The organism is Polynucleobacter sphagniphilus (assembly GCF_029892205.1).
GTDB classification, from domain to species: Bacteria; Pseudomonadota; Gammaproteobacteria; order Burkholderiales; family Burkholderiaceae; genus Polynucleobacter; species Polynucleobacter sphagniphilus.
In genome coordinates this window covers 398,809-411,331 of sequence record NZ_JARXVX010000001.1, presented here as the reverse complement: position 1 = coordinate 411,331, position 12,523 = coordinate 398,809, and the positions used below count along the sequence as shown (strand labels likewise).

General features: G+C 46.3%; 16 protein-coding genes. 8 read left to right on the top strand and 8 right to left on the bottom strand.

Annotated elements, in window-relative coordinates; genetic code table 11:
• Nucleotides 1-33: 33 nt before the first annotated feature.
• The gene (locus M2125_RS02125) at nucleotides 34-312 is read right to left on the bottom strand and encodes a protein tyrosine phosphatase (protein WP_280742412.1); all 279 of its coding nucleotides are present in this window, start codon (nucleotides 310-312) and stop codon (nucleotides 34-36) included.
• Between the two features lie 90 nt (nucleotides 313-402).
• Between M2125_RS02125 and M2125_RS02120 the strand changes: the two genes are divergently transcribed.
• Nucleotides 403-1,053 carry an FABP family protein gene (locus M2125_RS02120; RefSeq protein WP_076023007.1) on the top strand — a complete coding sequence of 217 codons (651 nt, stop codon included), beginning with the start codon at nucleotides 403-405 and terminating at the stop codon, nucleotides 1,051-1,053.
• 32 nt (nucleotides 1,054-1,085) lie between these two features.
• On the opposite strand, the gene M2125_RS02115 is transcribed toward M2125_RS02120, so the two are convergent.
• A complete protein-coding gene (locus tag M2125_RS02115; protein WP_076023006.1) occupies nucleotides 1,086-2,234 on the bottom strand; it encodes an aminotransferase class V-fold PLP-dependent enzyme in 1,149 nt (382 codons plus the stop codon).
• A 104-nt stretch (nucleotides 2,235-2,338) separates the two neighbouring features.
• Entirely contained in the window at nucleotides 2,339-3,262 is a 924-nt protein-coding gene (locus tag M2125_RS02110; protein ID WP_280742411.1) for a DMT family transporter, read from the bottom strand.
• A 126-nt stretch (nucleotides 3,263-3,388) separates the two neighbouring features.
• Between M2125_RS02110 and M2125_RS02105 the strand changes: the two genes are divergently transcribed.
• The 4 genes from M2125_RS02105 to M2125_RS02090 all read left to right on the top strand — a co-directional run bounded on the left by M2125_RS02105 (nucleotide 3,389) and on the right by M2125_RS02090 (nucleotide 6,171).
• A complete protein-coding gene (locus M2125_RS02105; protein ID WP_277539946.1) occupies nucleotides 3,389-4,534 on the top strand; it encodes an alpha-hydroxy acid oxidase in 1,146 nt (381 codons plus the stop codon).
• A gap of 131 nt (nucleotides 4,535-4,665) precedes the next feature.
• A complete protein-coding gene (locus M2125_RS02100) occupies nucleotides 4,666-5,346 on the top strand; it encodes a bestrophin-like domain (RefSeq protein ID WP_143742131.1) in 681 nt (226 codons plus the stop codon).
• Between the two features lie 9 nt (nucleotides 5,347-5,355).
• Nucleotides 5,356-5,544 (top strand): hypothetical protein, encoded by a 189-nt coding sequence (locus M2125_RS02095; protein WP_076023003.1) that lies wholly within the window; start codon nucleotides 5,356-5,358, stop codon nucleotides 5,542-5,544.
• Between the two features lie 60 nt (nucleotides 5,545-5,604).
• On the top strand, nucleotides 5,605-6,171 hold the full coding sequence (locus M2125_RS02090; RefSeq protein WP_280741801.1) for a cytochrome b: 567 nt from the start codon (nucleotides 5,605-5,607) through the stop codon (nucleotides 6,169-6,171).
• A gap of 43 nt (nucleotides 6,172-6,214) precedes the next feature.
• Here the strand turns inward: M2125_RS02090 and M2125_RS02085 are convergent, their stop codons facing one another.
• Nucleotides 6,215-7,315, bottom strand: a complete 1,101-nt coding sequence (locus M2125_RS02085) for an alkene reductase (RefSeq protein WP_076023002.1) — start codon at nucleotides 7,313-7,315, stop codon at nucleotides 6,215-6,217.
• A 76-nt stretch (nucleotides 7,316-7,391) separates the two neighbouring features.
• Nucleotides 7,392-8,297: a hydrogen peroxide-inducible genes activator gene (locus M2125_RS02080; RefSeq protein WP_076023001.1), complete on the bottom strand. Its 906-nt coding sequence runs from the start codon at nucleotides 8,295-8,297 to the stop codon at nucleotides 7,392-7,394.
• 129 nt (nucleotides 8,298-8,426) lie between these two features.
• Here M2125_RS02080 and M2125_RS02075 point away from each other — a divergent pair, with 129 nt between their 5' ends.
• From M2125_RS02075 to M2125_RS02065, 3 genes are read left to right on the top strand one after another with little or no spacing between them, the layout of a single operon-like run.
• A complete protein-coding gene (locus M2125_RS02075) occupies nucleotides 8,427-8,912 on the top strand; it encodes a rubrerythrin family protein (RefSeq protein WP_076023000.1) in 486 nt (161 codons plus the stop codon).
• Between the two features lie 58 nt (nucleotides 8,913-8,970).
• Nucleotides 8,971-9,135, top strand: coding sequence for a rubredoxin (locus tag M2125_RS02070; RefSeq protein WP_076022999.1), 165 nt, complete (start codon nucleotides 8,971-8,973; stop codon nucleotides 9,133-9,135).
• Nucleotides 9,132-10,301, top strand: a complete 1,170-nt coding sequence (locus tag M2125_RS02065; protein ID WP_280742409.1) for an NAD(P)/FAD-dependent oxidoreductase — start codon at nucleotides 9,132-9,134, stop codon at nucleotides 10,299-10,301. Before M2125_RS02070 ends, M2125_RS02065 begins: the two co-directional genes overlap by 4 nt.
• A gap of 74 nt (nucleotides 10,302-10,375) precedes the next feature.
• Here M2125_RS02065 and M2125_RS02060 read toward each other — a convergent pair whose 3' ends face one another.
• From M2125_RS02060 to M2125_RS02050, 3 genes are all read right to left on the bottom strand, one after another.
• Entirely contained in the window at nucleotides 10,376-10,987 is a 612-nt protein-coding gene (locus M2125_RS02060; protein WP_076022997.1) for a urate hydroxylase PuuD, read from the bottom strand.
• Between the two features lie 34 nt (nucleotides 10,988-11,021).
• Nucleotides 11,022-11,600, bottom strand: coding sequence for a superoxide dismutase (locus M2125_RS02055; RefSeq protein ID WP_076022996.1), 579 nt, complete (start codon nucleotides 11,598-11,600; stop codon nucleotides 11,022-11,024).
• A gap of 143 nt (nucleotides 11,601-11,743) precedes the next feature.
• Entirely contained in the window at nucleotides 11,744-12,520 is a 777-nt protein-coding gene (locus M2125_RS02050) for a 3-hydroxybutyrate dehydrogenase (RefSeq protein ID WP_076022995.1), read from the bottom strand.
• Nucleotides 12,521-12,523: the final 3 nt, after the last annotated feature.

Sequence of the window (12,523 nt, the reverse complement as noted above, 5' to 3'; positions counted from 1 at the left end):
ACTCAACACTCCTTTCAATAAGCGCTTTTTAAATTACTGAGCGGCGGCTTGTGCAGCTTTCTTTTTAGCCTTCTTGGCTTTTTTAGCCGCTTTCTTTTCAGCCTTCTTCGCTTTTTTAGTAGCTTTCTTCTGGGCGGCTTTCTCTGCTTTAGTTTGTTCCATTGGCGCTGCAGCAGGAGCTGCGGCAATAGGTGCTGCAGCTGGGGCTGTTGCTGGAGCAGGCGCTGGTTGAGCCATTACTGCAACCGAAGATAAACCAATAGCAGCAGCAACCAGGGTAGCTAAGCTAAGACGCGCAATACTTGAATTCATTTAATTCTCCAATAAGATGGGTGGATAATTTAATAATACCGAAAAAATTAATAAATATGCCTTTTTCCATCTTAATTAATAGGATTCATCATGCAGGCATTTCCTAAAGACATCTATACCGAGCCAGTTGGGTATTCAGTAAATACCCTTGATATGCTTGGCCCCTTGCGCCGCATGGCTGGAATCTGGGAGGGTCAAAAAGGTTTGGATGTGAAACCCAAAGCAGCGGGGCCTAAAAAACAAGTTTTTACTGAGCGTATCGAGTTACAGCCCATTGACCCGCAAACCAATGGCCCCCAACTATTTTATGGCCTCCGATACCACACCCATATCACCAAGCCCGATCAGAATAAAACATATCATGATCAAGTGGGCTATTGGCTTTGGGAGCCCGCTACCGAGACCATCTTGCATACCCTCACCATTCCGCGGGGCATGATTGCAATGGCAAGCGGTAAGGCAACAGCCCAAGCTGATCAATTTGAGTGCATTGCGAAAATAGGAGACCCCACTGCTGGTATCTCATCTAATCCATTTCTAGACTACGCATTTAAAACGATTGAATATCGGATCTTAGTGACGTTCCTTGATGATGGTAGTTGGTCATATGAACAAGATACTGTGATGGCCATTGCCGGACAAGCCGACCCGTTTCATCATGTTGATACCAATACCCTTACAAAGGTCGGTGAGGCAACCCCCAATCCACTCGCTTTAGAAGCAATAAAAAAGCCATCCTGAGATGGCCCTTTTATTTTTTGCTTTATGGAAGATTAAGCAGGTTGCGCCTCAGTCTCCACCATTTTTTCCAATGCAGCAGCAAGATGCTCTACAGTACGATCCACATGTTGCAATTTCTCTAGACCAAATAAGCCCAAGCGGAAAGTACGGAAATCTGGGCGCTCATCGCATTGCAAAGGCACGCCGGCCGCAGTTTGAAGACCTAGGGCCATAAATTTCTTGCCCGATTGAATTTCTGGGTCCTTGGTGTAGCTGACAACAACACCTGGAGACTGAAATCCAGGAGCCGCTACTGAAGGGTAGCCCTTCGAAACCAAGAGTGCGCGCACCTTAGCACCCAACTCAGCTTGCTTCTCTTTCAAATGCGCAAAGCCTAATGATTGGGTTTCTTTCATCGTTTTACGCAAAATCTTTAGTGCATCTGTCGGCATCGTGGTGTGATACACATGACCACCCTTTTCATAAGCCTCCATGATTTGGAGCCATTTCTTTAGGTCCATGGAGAAGCTACTGCTTTGCGTACTTTCAATGCGTTCACGGGCTCTTTCACCCATTGCAATTAGTGCGCAACATGGTGAACTACTCCAACCTTTTTGTGGTGCAGTGATCAGCACATCCACATTGCAAGCCTTCATGTCCACCCAAGTGGCACCGGAAGCGATGCAGTCCAAAATAAATAAGCCGTTGTAAGAGCGAACAGCCTCGCCAATTGCTTTCAAGTAGTCGTCGGGCAACAAAATACCAGCCGAAGTTTCTACGTGCGGCGCAAATACCACTGCTGGCTTCTCATTTTTAATATAAGCAAGCACTTCTTCGATTGGGGCGGGAGCAAATACGCCTTGCGCAGAATCATCTAGCTGACGACCCTTAATCACGGTCACGTCATCAGTAATATTGGCTAAGTCAAAAATTTGCGTCCAGCGATAACTGAACCAGCCATTGCGTAATACCAGGCATTTTTCCTTATTGGCAAATTGACGAGCAACCGCCTCCATGCCAAATGTGCCGCTACCAGGAACAATCACAGCTGAGGTAGCGTTGTAGGCATCTTTAAGAACACTAGAGATGTCCACCATCACTTTTTTGAAATCCTCAGACATGTGATTCAAAGAGCGATCGGTATAAACAACCGAGAACTCTAACAATCCATCGGGATCAACATTGGGAAGCAGGCCTGGCATAGTAATTTCCTAGAAAACTTAAATAGACCTAAATGATACTGATTTAAAGACTTTCGAGTGAAGCTAGCGCTAAATCACCCCTGAAATCAGTCAATCAGGCTTTTTTAGGGGCTTTTACGGTTTTGGGGCTCACGTTTGGTCGATGAGGCAACAATCCCAACAACAATCAAAGCAAATGCCAGCGCATGAAAGAGCCTAGGTGGCTCACCCAACAGAAGTGCCGATAGGAGGGCTGTAAACAAAGGAATAAAATTGGCAAAGAAAGCTGCCACCGTTGGGCCTGCTCTACTTACCCCAACCCCCCAAAGGCGATAAGAAATTAGGGATGGGCCAATTGCCATAAACAATATCAGCGCCCCGGTTTTAAGACTTAGATGTACGTAAGCATTGCCCGATGCGATTTCGAAGCCATCAAACAAAAGGGTCCACAAAAAACCAACGAATATTTGAGCCATCAAAAAATCAGACCAGGTCCACTGTTTCTCGGGACTTTTACCCGGCTTGGTGAGCATCCAGCTATAGGCGGCCCATAAAATGGTGGCCAACATAATCAGGAGATCACCCTTGACCAACTGCATTGATACCAAGGCGGTCACATCGCCGCGCGTCAAGACAATGCTTACCCCTAACAAGGAAACCACTGCGCCAATCACTTGAAGGAGGTTCGGTCGAACTTGATAGAAGACCGCCCCGATTAATAGCATCCATATAGGCATGCTTGCCCCAATCAGAGTGACATTAATGGGTGAAGAGGTTTGCAAGGCCAAATAAAGCAAAGCGTTATAGCTGCCTATCCCAAAGAGCCCCAATACCAAAAAGCGGGCCTTGTTCTGCCATAGGGGGCTATCTTTTCTGAGGATCCGCCAACTCCAAGGCAGCAGCAGCACTCCAGCTAAGCCCCAACGGACAGCGCTTAGGGTAATTGGGGAGACGCTGCCAACCAATAAGCGCCCAGCAACCGCATTCCCAGCCCAAAGAGCGGTGGTAATGACCAAATACAACGCAGTAAGAAAATTAAGTTGCGGCATGCAATGGGGATAGGAAGAAGGGGTAACTGAAGTGGGCCCAAACAAGGCCCGTTCGCTTATTGTAGAAACAAATGCCCGGTATTGCTAAGATAGAGCTTACTTGCCTCAAAACGAAGGATGACAAGCGTGCCAATTATTACCAATATTGAAGACCTCCGGGTACTACATCAAAAACGTACCCCCAAGATGTTTTATGACTACGCCGATTCGGGATCCTGGACTGAGTCAACCTATCGCGCCAATGAATCTGATTTTCAGAAAATTAAGTTACGCCAACGGGTGGCAGTCAATATGACCAACCGCACCACCGAAACCACTATGATTGGCCAAAAAGTGACGATGCCCGTTGCACTAGCGCCAACGGGCCTGACCGGCATGCAACATGCCGATGGCGAGATCCTTGCAGCCAAGGCCGCTGAAAAGTTTGGTGTGCCCTTCTGCCTCTCCACCATGAGTATTTGCTCTATTGAGGATGTGGCGCAGCACACCACCAAACCATTTTGGTTTCAGCTTTATGTGATGAAAGACCGAGGCTTTATCGAGCGTCTCATTGAGCGCGCTAAAGCAGCCAAATGTTCCGCCTTGGTTCTTACTCTGGATTTGCAGATTTTGGGCCAACGCCATAAAGACTTAAAAAATGGTTTGTCTGCCCCTCCAAAATTGACCATTGCCAATATGATCAATATGGCCACTAAACCTCGCTGGTGTATCGGCATGGCGATGACACCACGCAGAACCTTCCGCAATATCGTAGGGCATGCTACTGGCGTAGGCAACATGTCATCCCTTTCCTCATGGACTGCAGAACAGTTTGATCCAGGCCTCAATTGGGGTGATGTGGAGTGGATTAAAAAACTGTGGGGTGGCAAGCTGATTATCAAAGGCATCTTGGATGAAGGCGATGCACGCTTAGCAGCTGACTCAGGTGCTGATGCCTTAATTGTTTCCAATCATGGCGGTCGTCAACTGGATGGCGCAATTTCTAGCATTAAAGCCCTGCCGGGGATTGTCGATGCCGTTGGCAAAGATATTGAAGTATGGATGGATGGCGGCATTCGCTCTGGTCAAGATGTTCTGAAGGCCTGGGCTTTGGGTGCGCGCGGCACGATGATTGGCCGCCCTTTCTTGTATGGCTTAGGCGCCATGGGTGAAGCCGGTGTCACAAAGTGCCTGGAGATTATTCATAATGAATTGGATATCACGATGGCGTTTACAGGGCATCGTGATATCCAGAATGTAAGCAAAGACATTTTGTACCCAGGGACATATTAAAAATTAAGCACCTACTAAACCACCCTCTTTTTATTTTCGCACTGACGTTTTTTGCTTGTGCTTTTTCTGTTTGGTTCGGCAGTGCCATCATTGGACGATTCCGCCCAAAGAATGCCGAAAAAACCGCTGACTTGGGAATCATTCAGACAGCAACATTAACGCTTCTTGGCCTGATCATTGGCTTTAGTTTTTCAATGGCGATTGCACGTTACGACCAGCGAAAAGTACTGGAAGAGGCAGAGGCAAATGCAATCGGTACCGAGTTCTTAAGAGCAGACCTGCTACCCCCCAAACTAGCTGCAACAACTAAAGCATCATTACTAGACTATGTGGATCAGCGCATCAATTTTTACTCCTATCAAGAACAGGAAGTTGGCAAGATCATCAAGCAGCGCACTAGTGAACTACAAAGTACCTTATGGAATGATCTACTTCCGGTAATGAAAAACCAAACAAATGCCATGCATGTGTTGATTGCCAGCGGCATGAATGAGGTCATTAACTCTGAAGGGTATACCCAAGCAGCCTGGTGGAATCGTATCCCTCTAATGGCCTGGGGCTTAATGGCAGCCATAGCGATCTGCGCCAATTTAGTAGTTGGCTACGGTGCGCAGAACTTTAAAGGCAATGTCGGGCTCTTTATGCTGCTGCCCTTTGTGATTGCCACCTCCTTCTTTCTTATTGCTGATATTGATAGTCCACGAGGCGGCATTATTAAAGTGGAGCCGCGCAATTTGATACAACTAAAAAAGAGCTTGAGTCAACTGATCGAAGTTCAAGCGCCCCAAGCAAAAGCAGCGCAGTCTAAATAGGCGAGCAAGATGAAACGTGTAGTCGATGTGTATAAAAACCGAGGGCGTGAACTGATTTGGACCTATGTCATCCACCTCGGTAATGTGGAATTTCATCCTGCGCAAGTTGATTTTGAGGTTGAAGCTCTTAGACTCTCACAACTGGATAAACGCGGCCCGGCAAATGAGCTCAGCGCTCGAGTTCGCTTCAGCCTATAACCCTTTGCTCTACCGGGGATCCATGATCCCCTAAATTCAAAATAGTTACTTGCTTTATTTATGATGAGTGATCGATTATCTCGTTCACTCATGCAGATCATTCAATATCACCGCGCATCTATCTTCTTTCATTGGCTGCTTGTAGTGTTACTTGCAATTGCCTTTATCAGCATTGAATTAAAAGGGCAATTTATCAAAGGAAGTGAGCCAAGAGAATTGTGTAAAACCATCCATGGATTTGTGGGTCAATTAATATTTATAGCGATGGTGATGCGCCTCATCATTCGCCTAATATATGGAGTGCCCACCCCTCTCGCCCGCTCCAAAGCGGCTGCGATAGTAGCGCAAAGCATGCATTGGATTTTTTATATCCTATTACTCGGCCTTCCAATACTTGGGGTACTTTTTCTACAGGCTGGAGGCAAAGAAATTGCCCCCTTCAATTGGGCGCTACCACAAATGATTGAGTCCGGAGCTTCCGCTCGCAAACCGCTAAAAGCACTTCATGAATGGCTTGGCAATGCCCTGTACTTTTTGATTGGGCTGCACGCACTAGCAGCATTGAGCCAACATTACATCCTTCAGAATCAATGCTTACTGCGGATGTTGGGTAAAAATAAGGCCTAGGTTTGTTGAACCCAGGCCCTTTAACCCTAAGATTGCTGTTAATTTACAGGGTTGGATAGTCGGTATAACCCACCTCAGCACCGCCATAGAAAGTGGCACGATTATATGGATTTAGTGGTGCATTTTCTTTAAAGCGCTCTACCAAGTCCGGATTAGAGATATACAAACGTCCATAAGCCACTGCATCAGCCAGACCTTCCTCTAATACCTTCTCCCCCATGGCTTTGTCATAGCCGCCAGCAGTGATGAATTTACCTTGATATGCATTGCGGAAAATCTCTGAAGTCAGGGGTGCATCTTCATACACTTGATCATTACCACCAGCGCTTGTAGAACGAGGCTCAATCATATGTACATATGCCAATTGATAGCCATTTAATTTTTCAATGGCCGCGCTGAATAAGGCGATTGGATCGCTATCGCCAATGTCATTGAAGGTGCCATAGGGAGATAAGCGCACACCAATACGATCTGTTGAAAATACTTTAGCAACAGCATCAATCACTTCACCCAATAGGCGTAAACGGTTTTCAATCGAGCCGCCATACTGATCAACGCGCTGATTCGTTTTGTCTTGCAGGAATTGATCTAAGAGATAGCCATTGGCCGAATGAATCTCAACACCATCAAATCCAGCAGCCTTGGCGTTGATTGCAGCCAATTCATAATCCTTGATAAGACTCGCAATATCCTCAGTGGTCATGGCTTTCGGGGTCTCGTAGTCATGCAGCTGCCAATCCGCTCCGTAGGTTTGGCCTGCAGGGGCAATAGCTGACGGGGCCACGGGCACCCCTTGCTCTGGATGCAAAGATGAATGGGAGATACGGCCCACATGCCAGAGCTGTGCAACGATAGTCCCACCCTTTGCATGAACAGCCTCAACAATTTTTTTCCATGCCGCAGTTTGGTCTGCTGAATAAATTCCTGGGGTTGCGGGGTAACCCATCCCTAATGGAGAGATTTGGGTCGCCTCAGTAATGATGAGGCCTGCACTGGCGCGCTGCGCATAATACTCAACCGCCAAAGGATTGGGAACGTCGCCTGCAACCGCTCTCATCCTAGTGAGGGGAGCCATGACGAGGCGATTTTTTAACTCAATGGAACCCAATTTGACAGGGGTGAATAAGATCTCTGTTGCGGACATAAGGCACTTTCTTGAGGTAATAAAAAATAGAGAGGACTCACTTTAACAAGAATGTGCAATTCTTGCCGTAAGCTGTTTAGCCATCTTTAAAACGTTCTTTAATGCACTGTGCCAGCAAATGAAATTCTTCAAGATGGGCGCTAGACGGCCTTGCAACTAAAGCGATCACCCGCTTTGGCGCAGGCGCAGCCAAAGGCCTAGCCTCCAGCTCACTGCCATTAAGCAATCCCCCCTTCACTGCCATCGCTGGCAACAAAGCGATACCCATGCCCGACTCCACCATTTGCAATAAGGTGAGTAAGCTGGTTGCTTCCATACCATCCACCTTCATCACATCTGATTTTTTACAGGCAGCAAGAGTATGTTCGCGCAAACAATGGCCCTCCTCTAGCAACAAGAGTCTCTCTGTTAATTTGGTGGGCATATGAACCTCTTTGCCCTTGAGCGCAGGATCATTTGCAGGCGCTACCAACCAAAACTCATCATCAAATAACTCCTCAACCAAAAAACCATCAACGTCGTAAGGCAAGGCAATTAAAGCAAAGTCAAGCTGATGATCTGCAAGCCTGGTGAGCAAGTTGGCGCTTAAATCCTCGCGTAGGGCAATCTTCAAGTTAGGAAAACGCGCCCGGATCTCTGGCAACACCTTTGGCAAGATAAAAGGGGTAATGGTTGGTATCACCCCGAGTCGAATGGTTGCAGACATCGGCTTAGAAGTTGCATCTGCATACTCAACCAAGTCTTCGGATGCAGCCAAGATAATCTTTACTCGCTCAAGCACTTCTAAACCAATCGGGGTAATCGATACATTTTGACGGTCGCGCTCCACCAAGCGAACGCCTAAACCATCCTCTAATTCTTTTAAGCCTGCACTCAGGGTTGACTGACCGACGAAACAGGCCTCAGCTGCACGAGTGAAATTGAGCTCCTTGGCTAGGGCCATAAAGTAGCGCAACTGCTTCAATGAGGGTAATTGAGCCATTTTCTTCCATATATCGATTTATTAGATAAATAGTATCATTTTTATTCATTGGACTGATAAGTATTTTAAGTTCAGTATGCATACATGGCCACGCAAGCAATTCAATATTAATTACAAAGGAATAAAAAAATGACACGCCCTGAAATCAAAACCATTCAAAATCTCGAGTCCGCCTTTGCTGGTGAAGCAATGGCTCATATCAAATACCGCTATTTTGCAAAATTAGCGCGTGCAGCCGGTGATGAAGAAACAGCAAAAATCTTCGAAGCAACCGCCGATCAAGAGGTCATGCATGCTTTTGGCCACTTGGATTTACTCTACCCCGCTCATTCCATTACCCCTACTCGCGCTCTAGAAATCGCGATTGAAGGTGAGACTTATGAATATACGGAAATGTACCCTTCCTTTCGTAAAACTGCTGTAGAAGAAGGTAATGCAGCTGCCATCGCAGAAATGGATGAGCAAATTGCTGAATCAAAAGAGCATGCTGAGCAATTCCAAGCGGTATTAACTAAAGCAGCAAAACGGTTTGCAGCCCTGGCCAATGTAGAAGAGCGTCACGCGAATCACTACAAAAAGGCGCTCGAACATGCAAAAGCCTTTGCAGCACAGTAAGGCAAGAAAGAATCACCATTTAAATTTAAAATCAGTATCTACTCATTAAGGAAACAACATGAAATCTTGGCAATGTATCGTATGCGGCTTTATTTATGACGAAGCAAAGGGTTTACCGGAAGATGGTATTGCACCAGGTACAGCTTGGGCTGATATTCCCGAGGACTGGGAATGCCCTGATTGTGGCGTTGCAAAATCTGATTTTGAAATGGTTGCACTTTGAATCCAGCCGCCAATCCAACGCCATCCGCTATCGTCATTATTGGTAGCGGATTGGCAGGCTACACCCTGATTCGTGAAATTCGCAAGCTTGATAAAGAAGCTCCTATTACCTTGGTGACACGCGAACCAGGATACCTTTACTCCAAGCCAATGCTCTCAACTGCACTAGCAAGCAAGAAAGAACCAGAAAATCTCATTTCTAATTCCAGTGAGAACATGGCTACCCAATTAAACATCAACATTCTCAGCCAAACTGATGTCAATGCAATAGATACAAATCAGCAAATGATTGTCACCACGAAGGGCAATTTATCTTATGGCAAATTGGTATTGGCTTTGGGTGCAGATCAAATTCGCATACCCTTGCAAGGCGACGCAGCAACTCAAGTACTAACAGTTAATGACCTAGAGGACTATGCTGCATTTCGCAAGGCGATCTCCGGCAAGAAAAAGGTATCTATCTTGGGGGCCGGCCTCATTGGTTGTGAGTTTGCTAATGATCTGGTACTCGGCGGGTATGAGGTTGATGTGATTGATCTTGCGCCCCAAGCATTGGGCCGCTTACTCCCAGAAGCAGCTGCGCATGAACTTCAAGACAGACTCACTAAGGCGGGAGTGCGCTGGCATTTTGGCACCACAGTGGGATCAATTAGCAATGGTGATGACAGCTTGATAGTTGAGCTGACAAATGGCCAAAAATTATTGAGTGATGTTGTGCTGTCTGCCGTTGGCTTAAAGCCTCGGTTAGATCTTGCCAAGGCAGCGGGAATTTCTACCAATATCGGCATTGCCGTTAATCGCGAGCTACAAACTAGTGCGACTAATGTCTATTCTCTAGGCGACTGCGCCGAAGTCGATGGTCTTGTGCTGCCCTACGTCATGCCGATCATGCAAGCGGCGCGGGCTTTAGCAAATACACTCCTCGGGAGAGTGACAACACTCACTTACCCAGCAATGCCAGTGATGGTCAAAACGCCCGCCTTTCCAACAATTGTTTCGCCACCAGCTCAAGGCAGCGAGGGAGACTGGAAAATCGCCCCCATTGACGATGGCTTGGAGGCGCGTTTCGAGTCTGCAGATGGTAGCTTATTGGGCTTTGTTCTATTAGGGGCAGCTACCGCACAACGCGCTTCCCTAACGAAAGAATTGCCGCCAGTACTGCAGTAAGTAAAGATATTGCCTCAATTGGGGCGTAATAAAAAAAGGCCCGCATTGCGGGCCTTTTGCTTACGACTGGATTCTTATTGCACCACAGGAGCAATCACATCAATGATGAACCAAGTTGTATTGTGTGACTGAGCCACCATCAAGAACAGCATTGGGATGGATAACAATGTATTCAAACGGGATGTCAACATCGCTACGCGAGCTGATTTCGCTTTGACATCTGCCTCAACGGTAACAATGCCAAGGGCACGTTTTTGATTTGGCCAAATGATGAACCAAACGTTAAACGCCATTACTAAAGCAATCCACATACCCAAGCCAATTGGACGGAATGGAGCCTGCAAAGTCATTGCCTGATGCACATATCCGTTTAAGGTTGCAACAATCAAACCGGTAATCACGGTAAATAAAGCAGCCCAACGGAACCAAAACAAAGCAGTTGGAGCAATTACCTTGCCAATTGCTGGCTTTTGCTCATCAGGGATTTTTGGCATGGAAGGAATTTGCACAAAGTTAAAGTACCAGAGCAAACCAATCCACATGACGCCACACATGACATGCAACCAACGGAATACAAATGGCAATTCAGGAGCGGAAAAGTTGCCACCCAAAGCCAAAATGATCAAAACGAGCAGCACAAAACCTGCTAAAACGGTGCGCCCTAAAGAGGACAGAATTGAAGCCATATTAGAAGTCTCCTAATTGATGTTGAATTACTACTTATGCAAGATTTTGACTTGCAAATTCCCAATTTACCAAATTCCAAAAGTTTTCTAGGTATTTTGGACGTGCATTACGTGTATCAATATAATAAGCATGCTCCCATACATCGCAAGTGAGCAAAGGTTTTGCGTCACCCGTTAATGGGGTGGCTGCATTACTGGTGGAAACGAGATCTAAGCTACCGTCCGATTTCTGGACCAACCATGCCCAACCAGAGCCAAATGTGCCAATCGCGCATTTAGTAAATTCTTCCTTGAACTGATCAAAAGATCCCCACTTAGCATCAATAGCTTGAGCTAAAGCACCAGTTGGTACACCGCCGCCATTTGGCTTCATGCTATTCCAATAAAAGGTATGGTTCCAGACCTGAGCAGCATTATTAAAAATGCCTCCAGTAGATTTTTTAACAATATCTTCCAAACCTAAAGACTCAAACTCAGTACCCTTGATGAGATTATTCAGGTTGGTTACATAAGTCTGGTGATGTTTCCCATAGTGGTACTCAAGCGTTTCTTTTGAGATATAGGGGGATAAGCCATCAAGAGCATATGGCAATGGTGGCAATGTATGTTCCATTGTTTTTTTCCTTTCGAAGTAGTGTTGAGTCAAGAGTGACTAATTAGGATTTCTGCAACTATAGACTATTCTGATATTTTCAGCGGTACCATCAAAAATGGGGGCCCAAAGACCCCCAAATCTTCAATCATCTACCCAGCACTTCATTGAGCCGTCCAGCCCCCATCCATATTCCAGGCTGCGCCCCGCACTTCAGAAGCATCAGGGCCACACAAAAATACCGCTAAAGCTGCCAACTGTTCCGGAGCAACAAATTCACCTGAAGGCTGCTTCTCAGAAACCAGCGCGTTTTTAGCTTCGTCATTTGAGACATGATCACGCTCTGCACGCGCATCAACCTGTTTCTGCACGAGCGGAGTCAAAACCCACCCTGGGCAGATTGCATTACAAGTAATGCCGGTTTTTGCGTTCTCCAAAGCGGTCACTTTTGTTAAGCCAACAATACCGTGTTTCGCAGCTACATAGGCAGCCTTTTGTGCAGATCCCACCAAGCCATGCACTGAAGCAATATTGATAATGCGACCCCAATTGCGTTTTTTCATACCAGGGAGCGCGTAATGAGAGGTGTAAAAAGCCGAACTCAAGTTAATTGCAATAATCGACTCCCATTTATCCTCCGGGAAATCTTCAACGTTTGCCGTGTACTGAATGCCGGCATTATTGACCAAGATATCGATGGAACCAAAACGCTTTTCAGTCTGCTCTATTAAATCTTTAATTTCGGCGGGTTTGCTCATATCAGCACCGTGATAATCCACTTCAACACCACATGCTTTTATTTGGGCAATAGCGGCGTCTTTTTCACCAAAACCATTGGCCATGATGTTGACGCCCTGCTTAGCAAGTCCAATAGCCATTGCTAAACCAATACCACTGGTCGAACCAGTCACGATTGCTGTTTTACCTTTTAATGTAGACATACG

Bases quoted from the DNA above. Each gene is read 5' to 3' on its own strand.
- M2125_RS02125 (WP_280742412.1), bottom strand. From the start codon at position 312: ATGAATTCAAGTATTGCGCGTCTTAGCTTAGCTACCCTGGTTGCTGCT.
- M2125_RS02120 (WP_076023007.1), top strand. From the start codon at position 403: ATGCAGGCATTTCCTAAAGACATCTATACCGAGCCAGTTGGGTATTCA.
- M2125_RS02115 (WP_076023006.1), bottom strand. From the start codon at position 2,234: ATGCCAGGCCTGCTTCCCAATGTTGATCCCGATGGATTGTTAGAGTTC.
- M2125_RS02110 (WP_280742411.1), bottom strand. From the start codon at position 3,262: ATGCCGCAACTTAATTTTCTTACTGCGTTGTATTTGGTCATTACCACC.
- M2125_RS02095 (WP_076023003.1), top strand. From the start codon at position 5,356: ATGAAACGTGTAGTCGATGTGTATAAAAACCGAGGGCGTGAACTGATT.
- M2125_RS02090 (WP_280741801.1), top strand. From the start codon at position 5,605: ATGATGAGTGATCGATTATCTCGTTCACTCATGCAGATCATTCAATAT.
- M2125_RS02085 (WP_076023002.1), bottom strand. From the start codon at position 7,315: ATGTCCGCAACAGAGATCTTATTCACCCCTGTCAAATTGGGTTCCATT.
- M2125_RS02080 (WP_076023001.1), bottom strand. From the start codon at position 8,297: ATGGCTCAATTACCCTCATTGAAGCAGTTGCGCTACTTTATGGCCCTA.
- M2125_RS02075 (WP_076023000.1), top strand. From the start codon at position 8,427: ATGACACGCCCTGAAATCAAAACCATTCAAAATCTCGAGTCCGCCTTT.
- M2125_RS02070 (WP_076022999.1), top strand. From the start codon at position 8,971: ATGAAATCTTGGCAATGTATCGTATGCGGCTTTATTTATGACGAAGCA.
- M2125_RS02060 (WP_076022997.1), bottom strand. From the start codon at position 10,987: ATGGCTTCAATTCTGTCCTCTTTAGGGCGCACCGTTTTAGCAGGTTTT.
- M2125_RS02055 (WP_076022996.1), bottom strand. From the start codon at position 11,600: ATGGAACATACATTGCCACCATTGCCATATGCTCTTGATGGCTTATCC.
- M2125_RS02050 (WP_076022995.1), bottom strand. From the start codon at position 12,520: ATGTCTACATTAAAAGGTAAAACAGCAATCGTGACTGGTTCGACCAGT.